The organism is Gelidibacter salicanalis, from assembly GCF_016469035.1.
Lineage (GTDB): Bacteria > Bacteroidota > Bacteroidia > Flavobacteriales > Flavobacteriaceae > Gelidibacter > Gelidibacter salicanalis_A.
The window spans coordinates 79,580-96,975 of sequence record NZ_JAEHJZ010000003.1; the positions used below are offsets into that span (position 1 = coordinate 79,580).

General features: G+C 38.4%; 14 protein-coding genes. 11 read left to right on the plus strand and 3 right to left on the minus strand.

Going from position 1 to position 17,396, the window contains the following annotated elements; genetic code table 11:
* Positions 1 to 25: 25 nt before the first annotated feature.
* The 5 genes from JEM65_RS01450 (at position 26) to JEM65_RS01470 (ending at position 5,233) form a co-directional block, all read left to right on the plus strand.
* Positions 26 to 823, plus strand: a complete 798-nt coding sequence (locus tag JEM65_RS01450; RefSeq protein ID WP_199596769.1) for a TrmH family RNA methyltransferase — start codon at positions 26 to 28, stop codon at positions 821 to 823.
* A gap of 63 nt (positions 824 to 886) precedes the next feature.
* Positions 887 to 2,119 (plus strand): M48 family metallopeptidase, encoded by a 1,233-nt coding sequence (locus JEM65_RS01455; protein ID WP_199596770.1) that lies wholly within the window; start codon positions 887 to 889, stop codon positions 2,117 to 2,119.
* 273 nt (positions 2,120 to 2,392) lie between these two features.
* Positions 2,393 to 3,055 (plus strand): hypothetical protein, encoded by a 663-nt coding sequence (locus JEM65_RS01460; protein WP_199596771.1) that lies wholly within the window; start codon positions 2,393 to 2,395, stop codon positions 3,053 to 3,055.
* 663 nt (positions 3,056 to 3,718) lie between these two features.
* On the plus strand, positions 3,719 to 4,309 hold the full coding sequence (locus tag JEM65_RS01465; protein ID WP_199596772.1) for a hypothetical protein: 591 nt from the start codon (positions 3,719 to 3,721) through the stop codon (positions 4,307 to 4,309).
* An 81-nt stretch (positions 4,310 to 4,390) separates the two neighbouring features.
* Positions 4,391 to 5,233, plus strand: coding sequence for an SMP-30/gluconolactonase/LRE family protein (locus JEM65_RS01470; RefSeq protein WP_199596773.1), 843 nt, complete (start codon positions 4,391 to 4,393; stop codon positions 5,231 to 5,233).
* A gap of 59 nt (positions 5,234 to 5,292) precedes the next feature.
* Here JEM65_RS01470 and JEM65_RS01475 read toward each other — a convergent pair whose 3' ends face one another.
* From JEM65_RS01475 to JEM65_RS01485, 3 genes are all read right to left on the minus strand, one after another.
* Entirely contained in the window at positions 5,293 to 6,180 is an 888-nt protein-coding gene (locus JEM65_RS01475) for a hypothetical protein (protein ID WP_233530480.1), read from the minus strand.
* Positions 6,181 to 6,451: 271 nt separating this feature from the next.
* Positions 6,452 to 7,231 carry a TIGR03915 family putative DNA repair protein gene (locus tag JEM65_RS01480; protein ID WP_199596775.1) on the minus strand — a complete coding sequence of 260 codons (780 nt, stop codon included), beginning with the start codon at positions 7,229 to 7,231 and terminating at the stop codon, positions 6,452 to 6,454.
* Positions 7,232 to 8,494 (minus strand): putative DNA modification/repair radical SAM protein, encoded by a 1,263-nt coding sequence (locus JEM65_RS01485; protein WP_199596776.1) that lies wholly within the window; start codon positions 8,492 to 8,494, stop codon positions 7,232 to 7,234.
* 194 nt (positions 8,495 to 8,688) lie between these two features.
* On the opposite strand from JEM65_RS01485, the gene JEM65_RS01490 reads away from it, so the two are divergent.
* From JEM65_RS01490 to JEM65_RS01515, 6 genes are all read left to right on the plus strand, one after another.
* A complete protein-coding gene (locus JEM65_RS01490; protein ID WP_199596777.1) occupies positions 8,689 to 10,893 on the plus strand; it encodes a RelA/SpoT family protein in 2,205 nt (734 codons plus the stop codon).
* A gap of 26 nt (positions 10,894 to 10,919) precedes the next feature.
* Positions 10,920 to 11,381 (plus strand): Fur family transcriptional regulator, encoded by a 462-nt coding sequence (locus tag JEM65_RS01495; protein WP_199596778.1) that lies wholly within the window; start codon positions 10,920 to 10,922, stop codon positions 11,379 to 11,381.
* Between the two features lie 2 nt (positions 11,382 to 11,383).
* Positions 11,384 to 12,655, plus strand: coding sequence for an adenylosuccinate synthase (locus tag JEM65_RS01500; RefSeq protein ID WP_199596779.1), 1,272 nt, complete (start codon positions 11,384 to 11,386; stop codon positions 12,653 to 12,655).
* Positions 12,656 to 12,826: 171 nt separating this feature from the next.
* The gene (locus JEM65_RS01505; protein WP_199596780.1) at positions 12,827 to 14,611 is read left to right on the plus strand and encodes an OstA-like protein; all 1,785 of its coding nucleotides are present in this window, start codon (positions 12,827 to 12,829) and stop codon (positions 14,609 to 14,611) included.
* Position 14,612: 1 nt separating this feature from the next.
* A complete protein-coding gene (locus tag JEM65_RS01510) occupies positions 14,613 to 15,800 on the plus strand; it encodes an aspartate aminotransferase family protein (RefSeq protein ID WP_199596781.1) in 1,188 nt (395 codons plus the stop codon).
* A gap of 219 nt (positions 15,801 to 16,019) precedes the next feature.
* Entirely contained in the window at positions 16,020 to 17,375 is a 1,356-nt protein-coding gene (locus JEM65_RS01515; RefSeq protein WP_439953499.1) for a tetratricopeptide repeat protein, read from the plus strand.
* Positions 17,376 to 17,396: the final 21 nt, after the last annotated feature.

The window sequence follows — 17,396 nt, forward strand, 5'->3', positions numbered from 1 at the left end:
TGTGCTAGCCAAATACTACTAATCTGTGAATAAAGAAATAACAAGTGTCCAAAACACGTATATCAAAGCATTGGTTCAGCTAAAAGAAAAATCCAGAGACCGTAAAAAATCAGGGTTGTTTTTGATTGAAGGCGCGCGCGAAATTAGCTTGGCTATAAAGGGAAACTATCAGATTGACACTGTACTGTATTTGCCTGAACTATTTTCTGAAGAAGAGCTAAATAGCTTAGACATACAATCAAATTCGAGAATAGAAATTTCCAAAGAGGTGTACCAAAAATTGGCGCATAGAGATACTACCGAAGGTATTATTGCAGTGGCGAAAACGAAAACGCATGATTTAAAGGCTATCAAATTTAAATCGGATCAGCCCTTAATCCTAGTTGCGGAAGCTCCTGAAAAGCCGGGTAATATCGGTGCAATTTTAAGAACAGCAGACGCTGCCAACGTGGATGCGGTAATTATCGCCAACCCTAAAACCGATTTATACAATCCAAATATCATCCGCAGCAGTGTAGGCTGTGTGTTTACCAATCAAATTGCTACAGGATCAACCGAAGACATTATTTCGTTTCTAAAAGAACAACATATCGTCATCTACTGTGCCGCGTTACAAGCATCTGAAATTTATACAACGCAAGATTTCACCACAGCTAGTGCAATTGTAATGGGAACGGAAGCGACAGGGTTGAGTAATGCCTGGTTACAACAATCCACCCAAAACATCATCATCCCTATGCAGGGCGAAATTGACAGCATGAATGTATCGGTAGCTGCAGGAATCCTTATTTTTGAGGCTAAAAGACAACGAAATTTTAAGTAGGAATACTGCCCACTGAAGACTGCCTACTGAGAACTGAAAACTGAGAACTGAAGACTAAAAACCATGACTGCTACTACCCTTTTCTATATCATCATCGCCGTAATCATCCTCGATTTTATAGTCGATAAAATTTTGGATGCATTAAACGCCAAACATTATAATGATCCAATTCCTGCAGAATTAACCGATGTTTATGATCAAGATGCCTATCAAAAGTCGCAACGCTATAAAACCACCAATTATAAATTTGGTTTAATAACCTCAACCTTTTCCTTAGTATTGACCTTGACATTTTTAATGTTGGATGGGTTTGAATTTGTAGACAATATTGCACGAAGTTATAGTAGTAACAGCATTGTTATTGCGTTGATTTTCTTTGGAATTATCATGCTGGCAAGTGACCTCCTCACTACTCCGTTTGCCTATTATCAAACCTTTGTGATTGAAGAACGTTTTGGATTTAACAAAACCACTACAGCTACTTTTATTTTAGATAAATTAAAAGGATTGGCGATGATGGGCATAGTTGGCGGCGGACTTCTAGCCTTGATTATTTGGTTTTACGAAGTGACCGGCACTTATTTTTGGCTCTATGCTTGGGCGCTTGTGGCAGTATTCAGCATATTCGTCAATATGTTTTATGCGCGACTCATCGTCCCGTTATTTAATAAGCAAACTCCATTGGAAGCGGGCCCTTTGAGAGAAAAAATTTCAGCCTATGCCAATTCTGTAGGCTTTAATCTGGATAAGATTTTTGTGATTGATGGTTCTAAAAGAAGCACCAAAGCCAATGCCTATTTTTCAGGGTTTGGAAGCGAAAAACGCGTAACGCTTTACGACACCTTGGTCAATGATTTGGAAGACGAAGAAATTGTGGCCGTTTTAGCGCATGAAGTTGGGCATTATAAAAAGAAACATATTGTTTTCAATCTGATAGCGTCGTTGCTCCTTACAGGATTAACGCTGTTTATTTTATCCATTTTTATTTCAAATCCCTTATTATCCAACGCCCTTGGGGTGGCCATTCCGAGTTTTCATGTGGGCTTGATTGCGTTTGGATTGCTCTACGCGCCTATTTCAGAACTGACCGGATTTGTGATGAACCATTTCTCTCGCAAGTTTGAATACCAGGCGGATGATTATGCTAAAAACACCTATAAAGCAGAACCCTTAGTGAGCTCCTTAAAAAAACTCTCAAAAAACAGTTTGAGCAACTTAACCCCACATCCTGCGTATGTGTGGGTACATTATTCGCATCCGACCTTATTGGAGCGGGTTAGGAATTTGATGCGTTAACACCGCCAACAAACTACATTAACCGAAAATACCTGGAATGTATACTTTTAAATTGATAACGTCAGTAACAGCAGAACATACTAAGAATATATTTTGATCTTATTTCGTGACTGTTGGCACTTTCACAAACCCTTTAAAGTAGCCTGAAAACCACATTAAAATTGTGCAGGAAAAATTACGTGCCTATTTAAAAAGTGATGGATAAAATAACTACATTGGTACTACAACACCTAAGTTGGCTAACTTATAGTTTATATGCACATGAAGCATTTTTTGATTTTAATTTTTGCTTTGGTTTTAACATCTTGCGGAACACCTAAACATTTAACAAATTCAGTGGCATCAAGTGAGATTACAGCACTTAGTTACTTCGAGCCAATTGCCTACATTCAATATATTGAGAAAGGTAATAAAACAACACTCAGCGACTCTATATCTGCGATCACAAAAGCAAAATTGGATTCGCTATTCACCAAAAACGCTTCCAATTTACGCCTAACCGATAAAATTGTAATTAAGGATGCTGCGCTCAGTACAAGAGTGGAAAATGAACTGGGCTATTTAGTGCAATTGATTGGACAGCAAAGAAATTTGAAAGGAATTCCGCTCACACCGGCAATTGATTCAATTTTAAAGATCAACAATCAGCGATTTTCACTTTCTACAGTTGCCACAGGATTTGGAAGGAGAAAAGGAAATTATGGCGGACAAGTAGCAAAGGGAGTTGCTGTTGGCATTTTGACGTTGGGGATGGCTGTTCCATCGCCAATTAAATCAAATTTAACACTGCATGCGTTTATATTCGACTCGGAAAAAAATGAAATTGTATTCTATAACAAATTATTACCTAATAAAGTAAAAGAACCGACTGATTCAAAGTTTATTGAAACTCAGCTCACATCACTTTTCGAAGGCTATTTTTACGATAAAAAATAATTGCGGTGGTATTGTTGTTGCTCTCAACGATGTTTGCAACTGTTTTGTTTTCCTCGGACACTTTTTTCGCCATTGTTGGTGTATTTTTATCAACAGTTTTATCCTGCGCCATTGTTGGTGTTTTTCACCAACAATTCTATTAAGCTATACAAATAATTTCATAAGACCTTTTCATCGCATATCCAACACATACAACTTCCGAGAAATCCTGCGCCGTTGTTGGTGTTTTTTACCAACAATTTTATTAAACTATACATATCATTTCTCAAGACTTTTCATCGCATATCCAACACATTTATCTTACGGTATACCTTGATTTTATAACCTTCCGCATATATTTATCTCTAAAGAATAAAATAACTTCGCCACTGTTGGTGTTTCCTTAGTTAGCCACTGTTGGTGTTTTCCACCAACAGTTTCCTACAACTCCTTTGCCATTGTTGGTGTTTTCCACCAACAGTTTCCTACATCTATTTTCATATTTACTACCATCTCATATAACTTAGAATTCCAGTCAAAATATTTGCATTTGTGGAAACCTAAATGGTCAATTGGTATTAATCTTGAGCAAGAGATGCATTCTTTGAGCAAGAAACATATAATCACACAACCCCAATTTCCAAAAGTTTCGTAACTTAAACAATCATTTTAAAATTAAAATTTATGAAAAATCTAATAGTAGTATTGTTTATAATGGGTTTTACGTCTGCCATAGGCCAAACCGAGATCCCATCTACAAAAAGTCAAATTAAAACAGCACTCTACGCCTGTCCTGAAATGTACCAAGAAGGTGCCAAAGTTTTGGGCTACAATCAGAAAGGGGAGCTCGTCACGCTACGGGAAGGCAATAACAGCATGATTTGTTTAGCCAACGATCCCAAGAGAGATGGCGTGAGCGTATCTTGTTATAGTGACAAACTAGAAGCCTACATGGCAAGAGGTCGTGAATTGGTGGCAAGTGGAAAAGGTGAAGTAGAAAAACGGGATCTGCGCAAAAAAGAAATCGATGCTGGAACTTTGATGATGCCTAAAGAACCGGCTGCTGCATATATGGTGACTGCAAAGAAAGAAGATCATGATATTGAAAGTGGCGAATTAAAGCTTAGTAAAATGAGATACGTTTTGTACAAACCCTATATGAGTGGCGCTGAAACTGGCCTACCTACCAAACCTAGCGCCCCCGGAATGCCTTGGTTAATGGATGCTGACACTCACCGTTCTCATATTATGATTACGCCAGCGAGTGGCAACTAAGTTTGAATAAAAAATAAGCGACTGTCAGCGCGGGTGGCATGCTATTAAGCATATCAATGGCATAAAATCAATTACGCACACATGAAATATATCTCAATTTTAGCCTTAATAACACTCTTGACGAGTTGCGGCACGCGTTTTCAAAGTAAAGAGTTTACCCAAGAAGGGCGTTTTACCAAAGGCATTGAAGGGCCAGCCACAGATTATGAAGGCAATATTTACGCAGTTAATTTTAAAGAACAGGGCACCATTGGAAAAGTGACTCCAATGGGTGAAAGTTCCGTATTTGTAACATTGCCTAATGGCAGTATCGGAAACGGTATTCGGTTTGGAGAACAGCACCAAATGTTTGTGGCGGACTACGTGAATCACAATATTTTAGAAATTGATTTAAGATCCAAAAATATTTCAATATTTGCGCATGAACCAACCGCCAACCAGCCCAACGACCTCGCAATTTCTCCTGACAAGACCATTTATGCCAGTGATCCCAATTGGGCGGAGAATACGGGAAAACTCTGGAAAGTGACCAAGGAAAAGGGCTTTGAATTGTTAGAAAAAAATATGGGCACTACTAATGGTATTGAAGTAAGTCCTGATGGTGAAAAGTTATACGTCAATGAATCCGTGCAACGTAAAATTTGGGTCTACGATATTCTTGCAGATGGTTCCATAAACAATAAGACCGAATTGATATCATTTGCGGATTTTGGATTGGATGGGATGCGTTGTGATCCTGATGGAAACCTTTATGTTTGCCGTTATGACAAAGGCACTGTGATAGTCTTGTCTCCAACTGGAGTGGTACTAAAAGAATACCAATTAAAAGGACAAAAACCCTCCAATCTTACCTTTAGCAATGATTACAAAAAGGTTTATGTTACCCTTGCAGATAAAGGCAATATTGAAGTTATTCATCTATAATTTATTAATTAATCCTATCAGCTCTTGTATACTCAAGTTAAAACCAAATTAATAGGCTTTTAAAATGGTAATGCAATAGTTTCTGGATCAACAAAATCCTTGGTATAGGGATTTTCAAGAAAGCTAAGTGGCGGTCTTTGTGGTTGAAGAATGTCTTCTTTTGAAATACCATAAACCTGCCAATAATTGGAAAGCAATTGAGAAAATATATCCTCATTCCAAAATCCGAAAAAGGCATCTTTCGGAGCTGCATCAACTGCGATGCTCAAGTTATGGCCTTGATTGGTTACAGTGAATTTAGGTGCGTATTGTAAAATATAATCTGAATAATGAAATCTGGCGTACAATTCTTCAAACTGCGCTGGATGCAAGACGTGCCCTTCTATTTTCTGCAGAATTTCTTTTTGCTTCTCCTTTATAACGCCATTATCTTGTAAACAGGCAATAAAACCAAACCCGTTTACACCGAACGAAAACATTAAATTAATGGCATCATCGCGATAGCTGAAAATATCCGCGGAGTATTTTAATGGAAATACCACAATACTCCATGGTTTTTTACCCACAAAAGAAATCGGTTCTATGATCGATTGCAACATGAGGTGAAAATTACCAAAGCGTTCTTTAAGGGCTGGTGAAAGTTCAAATGCTTTACGTTTTTTAAGCAATCGGTCTCTTTCGTAAATCATTTCGTAGTACAACAATCCATAGACCATTCTACCCGTCCATTGAAAAATCAAAACTTCATCAAGTGCGGCCATTCCTTCATAACCGTTTTTATAAGCTTCCTGAATTTTCACATCTAAGGCATCAAACGCTTGTTTGACTTCGGGAGAACAGGGCACTTCAAGATCTTGGTAATGATAAGACTTGGCCTTATCCATCATCTCAACTCGTTCTTCTCCAAATTTAAAATGCGCCATCAACCATTCTGGAAAAACAGTCATCTTTTCATTGGTTAAAGCTCCGGAAAGAAAGCAGAAGTGTTCGTCAAAAATTAAATCTTTAAAAGGGTTAAAAAGCTCTTGGGACATAAATAGTCGGAAAAATTAAGTTGATATCTTGTGCAAAGTTAGCCATAAACTCTCGCTTACTTATCGGAAGTTAAAGAGAAATTTTTTGAGAAATAAAATAAAAACACCACTTTAAAAGCAGAACACGCTTGGCACTAAACTCTCCCTAGCAGCTTGGATATTGCATAATTTGAGAACCGATAGCTTAACGCAACTTTTCACTCAAATATTTCCAATACCGCTTCGGAACGTGTTGTACGTTGAGTTTCATATTTTTACGTGAGGCAATATTGGTGCTTTCAAAATAATCTTGCCATAGGGTTTGAAATTCTAATTCTGATGCTATAAAGTAATCGCTTTTGGTTTTGGTGGCATCGAATCCTTCGGGCAATGACAATTGCATCACCTCTACTTTATCTAAATCATAATACAAACCGTACCCACGCTTCATATCATAAATAATCCACTTTTGATCGGCATACCGATTTTTAAAATGCTTGGAAATGAGCGGTAAAACATCAAAATCAGGTTCGATCGTGGCAAAATAGATCCCGTCATTGGTCAGTCGGAATCTGACAAAGGCTTCCATTCTATGCTTTTCCCGCCCTACGCTTTTAGCAATCTGTGATATTTTCAAAACGGTTTCATTAGAGAAATCTGAATCGATTAGGAGAGCACTTTCAAAAGCTAGCTGAATGTAATCTAGTAAGAGCGCCTCAACTTGCCATTGCCCACTTAAAAATGCCGCATACAACCTCGAGCTTCCGCGCGCACTCGTTTTACTTTTGATGCCTTTCCAAACCCGATCGGCTTTGTTTAAGTCGGTAGTGATTTCAAGTGTATTACCAAAGAGCGATTCTTGGACGCTTTCTGGTCTTTGAAAAATGACTGTTTGCAATTTGAGTTCATACACATCAAAGACACCCGTCAGAAAACCATCAAACGTGCCATCATAAATAAGTGTATGTTCTTCTGAGACTAACATCTATTCAAATAGGTTCAATTGCGGACTCAAGATTTTCTGATATTTACTGGTTGTATTTTGCAAAATGATTGATTTTAATTGAGGCCCCGTCAAATCGCGACGTTCAAAATCTCTTGAATCGCACACCAAAAAGTATTTCGCCCTATTTAAAGCGACCCCCATGCGTTTGAGATGATCCCAATTTAACTTCCGAAACTGTCGCGCTTGTATAATTTTATAAACGGATTTCATCCCCAATCCGGGAATGCGTGCCAACATCAATTGATCTGCTTTATTGACATCTACAGGAAAATGCTCCATATTCCTGAGTGCCCATCCTAATTTGGGATCGACGTCTAAATCGAGATTTTGGTGGTCGTTATTCAGAATTTCGTGGACTTCAAATCCGTAAAACCGCATCAGCCAATCGGTTTGATACAATCGGTTTTCACGCAACATAGGCACATCGGTACCTATTTGAGGTAAGCGCGAATCATAACTAATAGGAATATACCCCGAATAATATACCCGTTTTAAATTGAATTTCTTATAAAAATAATTGGACGTCCACATGATTTGCTGATCACTTTCGCCGCTCGCCCCAATAATCATTTGTGTACTTTGACCTGCTGGTGCAAATTTTGGGGTACTTTTTATAATTTTCTTCTCCGATTGGTATTGGATGATTTCATTCTTAACTTTCACCATCGGCTTTATAAAATCTTCGCGATTCTTTTCTGGGGCCAAGAGTTTTAAGCCTTCCCTTGTAGGAATTTCGATATTTACACTCAATCTGTCGGCATATAATCCAGCCTCTTTCATCAACTCATCAGAGGCTCCCGGAATGGATTTTAAATGGATATAACCGTTAAAATTTTCTTCCAACCGCAATTTTTTCGCCACCGCTACCAAACGTTCCATCGTATAATCGGCACTTTTAAAAATACCGGAACTCAAAAACAAGCCTTCAATATAATTCCGACGGTAGAAATTGATGGTCAAATCCACCACTTCCTGAACCTGAAATGCCGCCCGTTTAATGTCATTACTTTTACGGGTCACACAATACGCGCAATCAAAAATGCAGTAATTGGTCAGCAATATTTTTAACAAGGATACACAACGTCCATCTTCAGTATACGAGTGGCAGATGCCCATACCTGTAGCATCACCAAGCCCCTTACTGGCATTGCTGCGCTTACTTCCGCTTGATGCACAAGACACATCGTATTTAGCCGCATCGGCAAGGATCTTCAATTTTTCCTGGGTACGTTCAAAGGACATAAAGCGAAGCTAGAATTTAAATATTTTAGAAATTTTGAATAAAATTAAACTGAATGCGTCACTTTATTTAACAATATAGATCGAAAGGTTAACCTAAAAACTTCAGCTTCTGATAAATCACAAATCTTTGGAGAGCTGACTCAAATTTATTAAAAAATATTGCCCATTCCCTTTCTTTGTCTTACTTTTATTTTATGACAGAAGTTGATATAGAAAAGGAAAATGCTGCCATTGCAAAAGCCTATAAACAGTTGCTTAAGGTAAGTTACCAAACGCTAAGTGCGGCTGATAAAAAACTGATACGAAAAGCTTTTGATGTAGCTGTGGAAGCTCACAAAGACCAGCGCCGTAAATCAGGTGAAGCATATATATTCCACCCCATTGCGGTAGCAAAAATTGTGGCGCAAGAAATTGGGTTGGACGCTACGTGTATTGCGGCGGCATTATTACATGATGTGGTTGAGGACAACCCTGACTATACTCATGATTTTATTGAAGAAACCTTTGGGAAAACTGTGTCCCGAATTGTAGATGGATTGACCAAAATATCATCCTTAAGCAAGGAAACAGATGTCTCTACGCAGGCAGAGAATTTCAGAAAAATGCTCTTGACGCTCAATGATGATGTACGCGTTATTATCATTAAAATTGCAGACCGTCTTCATAACATGCAGACCATGGACTCCATGCGTGCGGATAAGCAGGAAAAGATAGCGTCTGAAACCCTATACATCTACGCGCCTTTAGCCCACAGGATTGGACTTTACAATATTAAAAGTGAGCTTGAAGATTTAGGGTTAAAATATACAGAACCTGAAGTCTACCAAGAAATTCACAACAAAATAAGAGAAAGTAAGGAAGAGCAAGATATTTATATCAAAGCATTTTCTCAAGTTATTGTAGATTCCTTAGACAAAGAAGGTCTGAGTTACAGTATTAAAGGCCGACCAAAATCCATCTATTCCATCCGAAGAAAAATGCTCAAACAAGGCGTTTCCTTTGATGAAGTGTATGATAAGTTTGCGGTAAGAATCATCTATAAATCTGATTTTGACAATGAAAAATTTCTGGCTTGGAAAATCTATTCAATTGTAACGGATCATTTTATTCCCAACCCAATTCGTTTACGGGATTGGATATCATCTCCAAAATCTACAGGATACGAAGCCTTACACATTACGGTGATGGGGCCAAAGGGTCGCTGGGTAGAAGTTCAGATTAGAAGTGAGCGGATGAATGAAATTGCTGAAAAAGGCTACGCAGCGCACTACAAATACAAACAAGGCAACGCTGAAGATGCCTTAGATACTTGGATTGACAAGCTTCAGGAAGCTTTGGAAAGCAACGAAACCAATGCTGTGGATTTTGTAGAGCAGTTTAAGCTGAACCTATATTCTAAAGAAATTTACGTCTTCTCTCCCAAAGGCGATTTAAAATCATTGCCAAAAGGGGCCACGCCTCTCGATTTTGCGTTTAGTATCCATACAGAAATTGGCATGAAAACCAGAGGTGCAAAAGTGAACGGTAAACTGGTACCGCTAAGTCACGAACTACAAAGTGGTGACCAAGTAGAAATTTTGACTTCAGAAAACATAAGACCAAATAGAAACTGGCTGGATTATGCTACTACGGCCAGAGCCAGAAGTAAAATAAAATCGTCTTTAAAGGATGAAAAGAAAGTGGTTGCTGAAGAAGGAAAGGAGATTTTAAGACGTAAATTAAAGCAACTCAAGATTATCCTGGACGAAAAATCGATCAATGAAATGGTCTTGTTTTTTAAGCTAAAAACCAGTTTAGATCTGTTTTATAGAGTTGGTATTGGCTCTATTGACAATCCTATGCTTAAAGATTTTGCCTCCTCACGCAGCAATGCGTTTATGAGTTACATCAAAAGTAAGATCCGCAAGCCAACGGTGGTCCAAAATATTGATAAAGATGAAATTACCGCCAAATATGACATGTTGGTGTTTGGCAAGGAGGAGGAGAAATTGGATTATAAACTTTCTGCCTGTTGCAACCCAATTCCAGGAGACGACGTGTTCGGGTTTTTAACGATTAATGAGGGCATAAAAATCCATAAAAAAAACTGTCCGAATGCGCTGAGTCTGCAGTCTAATTATGCCTACAGGATTATGCAAGCCAAATGGATTGATTCTTCCCAACAAGAATTTGCCGCCCAAATAACCTTGTCGGGTATTGATAATATGGGCTTGGTCAATAACATCACCAGAGTTATTTCTTCCAATATGCATGTCAACATGAAAAGCATTAGTTTTCAAAGTGATGACGGCATATTTTCAGGTAAAATCAACGTTATCGTGAAAAACAGTACGATGCTTAAAAAACTCATGGAGAATCTAAAAAAAATTAACGGGATTGATAAGGTCGCAAGAGTTTAAATAGTGTAAATTTGCCAACGTAAATTATGAGTGCAAAAACAAAACATACCAATCAGGAAATAGTTAAAAACGTGTTCACCACATTTTTGGAAAGTAAAGGGCACCGAAAAACCCCTGAGCGCTATGCTATTCTACAAGAAATTTATGATAGTGAAGAACATTTTGATATAGAATCTCTCTATATTAAAATGAAAAACAAAAACTATCGGGTGAGTCGTGCAACGCTTTACAATACCATTGAATTGTTATTGGATTGTGCCTTGGTTCGCAAGCATCAGTTTGGTCAAAATCAGGCACATTACGAAAAGTCTTATTTTGATAAACAACACGACCATGTCATTTTAACAGATACTGGAGAAGTTATCGAATTCTGCGATCCCAGGATCCAATCTATCAAAAAAACGATTGAAGAAGTATTTGACATCTCTATCACCAACCACTCACTTTACTTTTACGGAACAAAGAACGAACAACCTAAAGAATCTTAAAAATGGCAGTAGATTTACTACTAGGATTACAATGGGGCGACGAAGGCAAAGGAAAAATTGTCGATGTCTTGACCTCTAATTACAATATTATTGCACGCTTCCAAGGAGGGCCAAATGCTGGACACACCTTGGTGTTTAACGGCAAAAAGCACGTGCTCCACACCATTCCATCAGGAATCTTCCACGAGGGTACGTTTAATTTAGTTGGCAATGGTGTCGTAATTGATCCTGTCATTTTCAATAAGGAACTCGACAAACTTGAAGAACAAGGCGTTGATTTCAGAAAATCACTATTGATTTCACGTAAGGCACATATTATTTTACCAACCCATCGATTGCTTGATGCGGCGAGTGAAGCCTCCAAAGGGAAAGCTAAAATTGGCTCTACCCTTAAAGGCATAGGCCCAACCTATATGGACAAAACAGGCAGAAATGGTATTAGAGTTGGCGATGTAGAAATGGCCGATTGGAAAGATAAGTACCGTGCGCTCGCTGATAAGCATGAAGCCATGATTGCCTTTTATAATGTAGATCTGCAGTATGATTTGCAGGAACTTGAAACTGAGTTTTTTAAATCGGTTGAAGTATTAAAATCATTGATATTTATAGATTCAGAAGAATATTTGCACCAAGCTCAAAAAGAAGGCAAAACAATTTTGGCTGAAGGTGCACAAGGTTCTTTATTAGATATTGATTTTGGAACCTATCCTTTTGTAACGTCTTCAAACACCACTGCTGCTGGAGCTTGCACAGGATTAGGGATTGCACCTAATAAAATTGGCGAAGTCTATGGTATTTTTAAAGCTTACACCACCAGAGTAGGTTCAGGACCTTTCCCTACTGAGTTATTTGACGAAGTTGGAGAGACTATGGGCCGTGTGGGTAATGAATTTGGTGCTACAACTGGACGCTCACGTCGTTGTGGATGGTTAGATTTAGTAGCCTTACGCTATGCTTGCCAAGTGAATGGCGTTACTAAATTGATCATGATGAAAGGCGATGTACTTTCTGGCTTTAAAACCCTAAAAGTATGTACCTCTTACAACTATAAAGGCGAAGAAATTCAGCATTTCCCTTACAATGTTGAGCCAGAGAACCTGACGCCAATCTATACTGATTTTAAAGGATGGAATGAGGATTTGACGGGGATGACGGATGCTGCAGACATGCCACAAGCTTTGGTAGAGTATATTGAGTTTTTGGAAAAAGAACTTGAAATTCCAATTACCATTGTCTCTGTTGGACCGGATAGAAAACAAACCATTATAAGATAATTTTTAAAACAAACCTGTCTCACAAAGGTCAGACAGGTTTGTTTTAAATAATATTCATTACATAAATGAGCGTACTTCCTAATCACTATAGCGATGTCTGCACATAAATTTATGTTAATGGAAAATAATGCTTAAATTAAAGAGTTACTTTTGAAAATCAGTTGTCACACATTGAGAGCATTACACCTTTTTATAACCTTGTTAAGTTTTGGTCTTTCTGTTACCGCACAAACAGAAAAGCTCAAGAAAATTCGGGTGGAATATGCAGGTTTTGTTGATTCTGACAGTTTAAGAGGCCCTGGGGTTTCGGTTTTTACAAGAGATGACACCCAACAAGTCCACTTTACCCATGAGGGTATCAATCTGTATTGCGATCAGGCCATATATTACGAAAAGGAAGATTTTATTGAAGCCTACAGCAATGTGGTCATGCAGCAAGGCGACACGATCAATATGACTGCCAAGTATGCCGAATATAGCGGTAAGACGCAATTGGCTTTTGCCAGTGGCGATGTTGTGCTCACAGAACCAAAATCGGTTTTAACTACAGACACCCTTCATTTTGACCGTATCAAACAACAAGCCTATTATCGGAATAAAGGCAAGGTTGTTCGAGATTCTTCAGGTACTATTACCAGTCAGATTGGCCGGTATTACATGAACACTAAAAAATACCAGTTTGTACAGGATGTCGTTTTGGTAAACCCGGAATATACCCTGAACACCACCCACCTCGATTTTTATACAGAAACTGGACATGCCTATCTTTATGGGCCTTCCACTATTGTGGGCGAAGCCAATACCATTTATGCTGAACGCGGTTTTTACAATACCAATAACGATACAGGGTATTTTGTGAAAAACTCCAAAATCAACTATCAGAATCGTGTTTTTGAAGGTGACAGCATGTATTTTGATAGGAAAATCAATTTTGCCTCAGCTACCAACAACATCAAAGTTACGGACACCATTAATAACAGTATTGCCCGTGGACATTATGCTGAAATATGGCGCGCTAAAGATTCTGTCTTTATCACCAAACGCGCTTTGGCAATCACGGTTCAGGAGACCGATTCCATTTATATGCACAGCGATACCTTGATGGTCACAGGAAAACCCGAGCATCGCATTACTAGAGCCTATTATAATGCCAAAATATTTAAGAGCGATTTGAGCGGCAAGGCTGATTCCATACATGCCGATCATAAAGCTGGACTCACGCAACTTATCAACTTAAAGCGTTTTTCAACCACTGATGCCTTTACCACCAGACGCAGACCCATCTTGTGGAATTTGGACAATCAAATGACTGGAGACACCATTCACCTGATATCAAATCCCAAAACCGAACAATTGGATTCTCTAAAAGTATTTGAGAATGCCTTTTTGATTAGCAAAGACACACTTGGTACCGGCTTTAATCAGATCAAAGGCTTACGGCTTATCGGTCTCTTTGAAGACAATGAGCTTTATAACGTAGACATTATTAAAAACGCTGAAGTCATCAATTATTCTAGAGACGACAATCAGGAACTCATTGGCATCAACAAGTCCAAATCCGGAAAAATCAACCTTAAAATTGAGAAAGACTATAAGATCATCACCTTAATTGACCAGGTAGATGGTGACATTTATCCCGAATCCAAATTCCCCGAAAATGCACGAAAACTGAGAGGTTTTGACTGGCGCGAAGAAGAACGGCCAAAAAGTGTCGAGGATTTATTTAGCGATGACCCACCCTTAGTGTTGCCGGTAATCAAAGGTTTAGGTGAGTATGTGCCGCAAGAAGAATTTTTTGATGACGCCTTGCTGAAACGTGTGGAAGATGCAAAACCCATCGGTACTAAAAAGGACGATGCCCAAAAAGCATCGCGCAACATTCCGAAGGAAGCGCTTAAAAAAGCAGATTCTTCAAAAGTAAAACCGTTGCAGCAAACTCAGAAAAAGGAAAACTAATATGACTAGCGATTTCTTACAATACCAAGCACAGACTACACCACATCCTTTGGCAATGGAAGTTTCCCACGCTGAAGGCTGTTATGTTTATGACACCAACAATAAAGCCTATCTCGATTTTGTTGCTGGTGTTTCAGCCTGTAGTCTGGGCCATCGCCATCCTAAAGTGGTCAAAGCAATAAAAGATCAGTTGGATAAATACATGCACGTTATGGTGTATGGAGAATATATTCAGGAACCAGCAGTAGAACTCGCTAAGATTTTGGCGCAACATTTACCAAAATCTTTAGACTGTACCTATCTGGTTAATTCTGGCACGGAAGCCATTGAAGGCGCTTTAAAATTAGCGCGACGTGCAACTGGCAGAAGTCAGATTGTATCTACCCACAACGCTTATCACGGCAACACGATGGGCTCTATGAGTGTGATGGGTTACGAAGAGCGCAAACAAGCCTTTAGACCTTTAATTCCAGACGTCCATTTTATTACCTTTAACAAGACTGAAGATTTAAACCAGATTACGCATAAAACGGCTGCGGTCATCTTAGAAACCATTCAAGGTGGTGCTGGTTTTATAGAGCCACATTCCAACTATTTGACTAAGGTCAGAACGCGTTGTGATGAAGTGGGTGCGTTATTGATTTTGGATGAAATTCAACCTGGCGTAGGGCGTACAGGAAAATTATTTGGCTTTGAGCATTACAACTGTATTCCTGATATTTTAGTCACTGGAAAAGGCCTTGGTGGCGGAATGCCAATTGGTGCTTTTACAGCGTCAAAATCAATGATGCAAACTTTACAGGATCGTCCAAAACTAGGACACATTACCACCTTTGGTGGGCATCCAGTTATTGCAGCGGCTGCACTGGCAACCGTAAAGGAAATTACAGAAAGCAATTTAATGGCAGAAGCCCTAGAAAAAGAACAAATTTTCAGAAAACATCTCATTCACCCATTTATTACAGAAATTAGAGGTCGCGGATTAATGTTGGCGGCATTAACAGCATCTGCAGAGACAACAAACGAACTGATTTTGAAGGCACAAGGCAAAGGTTTAATACTTTTCTGGTTGCTTTTTGAACCAAAAGCCATTCGTTTAACACCGCCTTTAACCATAACTAACGATGAAATCATAAAAGGTTGCCAAATTATCATTGAAATTTTAGATGAAATTTCGGCCAAATTTTAGAGTTCAGTAAGGCCTACAACGCACTGTAACATAGGCTTTCACCCCAACCATTAAATAGACAAGAGTAGTGCTGTTAATTAATTTGTTGAAAACATTCGGCTTAATAATCACATTTCTCTCCTGATAACGTTACATTTATTTCAACGAACAATACAAGTGCTTATGGAGTTCAGTCAACATGACGACGACAATAATTATTCGCTAACAAAATTTGAATCGATGTTAAAAACCAACAATGTGTTGTTTTTTGATTCCAATGAGTTTGAAAATATCATCCAATTCTATTTTGAAAATGGCCGCATTGCACTCGCAAAAAAAGCTGTCAAATTAGGACTGGAGCAGCACCCTTCATCCATAGTTTTAAAACTTTTTCAAGTAGAAATTTACATCTTGGAAGACAAGTTGCCACAGGCAGAAAAACTGTTGGATGAATTGTATATTTTAGAACCTTCCAACGAAGAAATCTATATTCAAAAAGCAAGTATTTTATCGAAACGTGATGAGCATGAAAAAGCCATTGACACATTAAAAATCGCCCTAGAATTATCTGATTTAGAGGAAGAAGACGCCGATTTATATGCACTGATTGGCATGGAATACCTTTTTATGGACCAATTTGAAAACGCCAAAACATATTTTATCAAGTGTTTGGAGTTGGACATGGAAGACTATTCGGCTTTGTATAATATTATTTACTGTTTTGAATTTTTAGACCTGCATGAAGAGGCCATTGATTTCCTTAACCGTTATTTAGATAAAAATCCTTATTGTGAAGTGGCGTGGCATCAATTGGGAAAACAATATTCTTCCTTAAAAGACTATCCAAAAGCCTTAGCTGCATTTGAATTTGCCATAATTTCTGACGATACTTTTGTGGGCGCCTATCTCGAAAAAGGGAAGGTGTTGGAAAAAATGAAAAAGTACGAAGAGGCCATTGAAAACTATAACATCACCTTGGCATTAGATGAACCAACCTCGTTTGCGTTATTGAGAATTGGCAACTGTTATGAAAAATTAGGCTCGGATGACTTGGCCGTGCAATATTATTTTAAGACCGTCCATGAAGACCCATTGTTAGACAAAGGTTGGATTTCCATTACCCGTTTTTATAACAAAAAGAAAGATTACCACAAGGCTCTGTATTATATCAATAAAGCTATTAATATTGATGCGGACAATGTGAGGTATTGGAAACTTTACGCACAAATCAACCACCGTCTAAACTTTATTGAAGAAGCAGAACGTGGCTACAAAAAGACATTAGACCTCGGTAATTATGAATTGGATACATGGCTTGCAAGAACTGATGCCCTTATTGGCCTAGGTGAGTATGAAGCTTCTGCCCTTAACCTGATTCAAGCAGCAGAATTTTACCCAGAAACAGCGGAGATTGAATACCGTTTGGCCGGCATTTATTTTACGTTATTCGAAAATGAAAAAGGACAATACCATCTTAAAAACGGATTGCTCCTTAATGAAGATTACCATTTTATTCTTCAGGAATTATTCCCTTTAATTGCTGACCATCAAATGGTGGTCAATATTATTTCAGGTTCCAAAAAAACCTCCAAGTAAATTTATATATCTTTACGGCTT

Coding starts and splice junctions, on each gene's coding strand:
- JEM65_RS01465 (WP_199596772.1), top strand. CDS start 3,719: ATGAAAAATCTAATAGTAGTATTGTTTATAATGGGTTTTACGTCTGCC.
- JEM65_RS01480 (WP_199596775.1), bottom strand. CDS start 7,231: ATGTTAGTCTCAGAAGAACATACACTTATTTATGATGGCACGTTTGAT.
- JEM65_RS01455 (WP_199596770.1), top strand. CDS start 887: ATGACTGCTACTACCCTTTTCTATATCATCATCGCCGTAATCATCCTC.
- JEM65_RS01495 (WP_199596778.1), top strand. CDS start 10,920: ATGAGTGCAAAAACAAAACATACCAATCAGGAAATAGTTAAAAACGTG.
- JEM65_RS01475 (WP_233530480.1), bottom strand. CDS start 6,180: ATGACTGTTTTTCCAGAATGGTTGATGGCGCATTTTAAATTTGGAGAA.
- JEM65_RS01485 (WP_199596776.1), bottom strand. CDS start 8,494: ATGTCCTTTGAACGTACCCAGGAAAAATTGAAGATCCTTGCCGATGCG.
- JEM65_RS01510 (WP_199596781.1), top strand. CDS start 14,613: ATGACTAGCGATTTCTTACAATACCAAGCACAGACTACACCACATCCT.
- JEM65_RS01490 (WP_199596777.1), top strand. CDS start 8,689: ATGACAGAAGTTGATATAGAAAAGGAAAATGCTGCCATTGCAAAAGCC.
- JEM65_RS01500 (WP_199596779.1), top strand. CDS start 11,384: ATGGCAGTAGATTTACTACTAGGATTACAATGGGGCGACGAAGGCAAA.
- JEM65_RS01470 (WP_199596773.1), top strand. CDS start 4,391: ATGAAATATATCTCAATTTTAGCCTTAATAACACTCTTGACGAGTTGC.
- JEM65_RS01515 (WP_439953499.1), top strand. CDS start 16,020: ATGTTAAAAACCAACAATGTGTTGTTTTTTGATTCCAATGAGTTTGAA.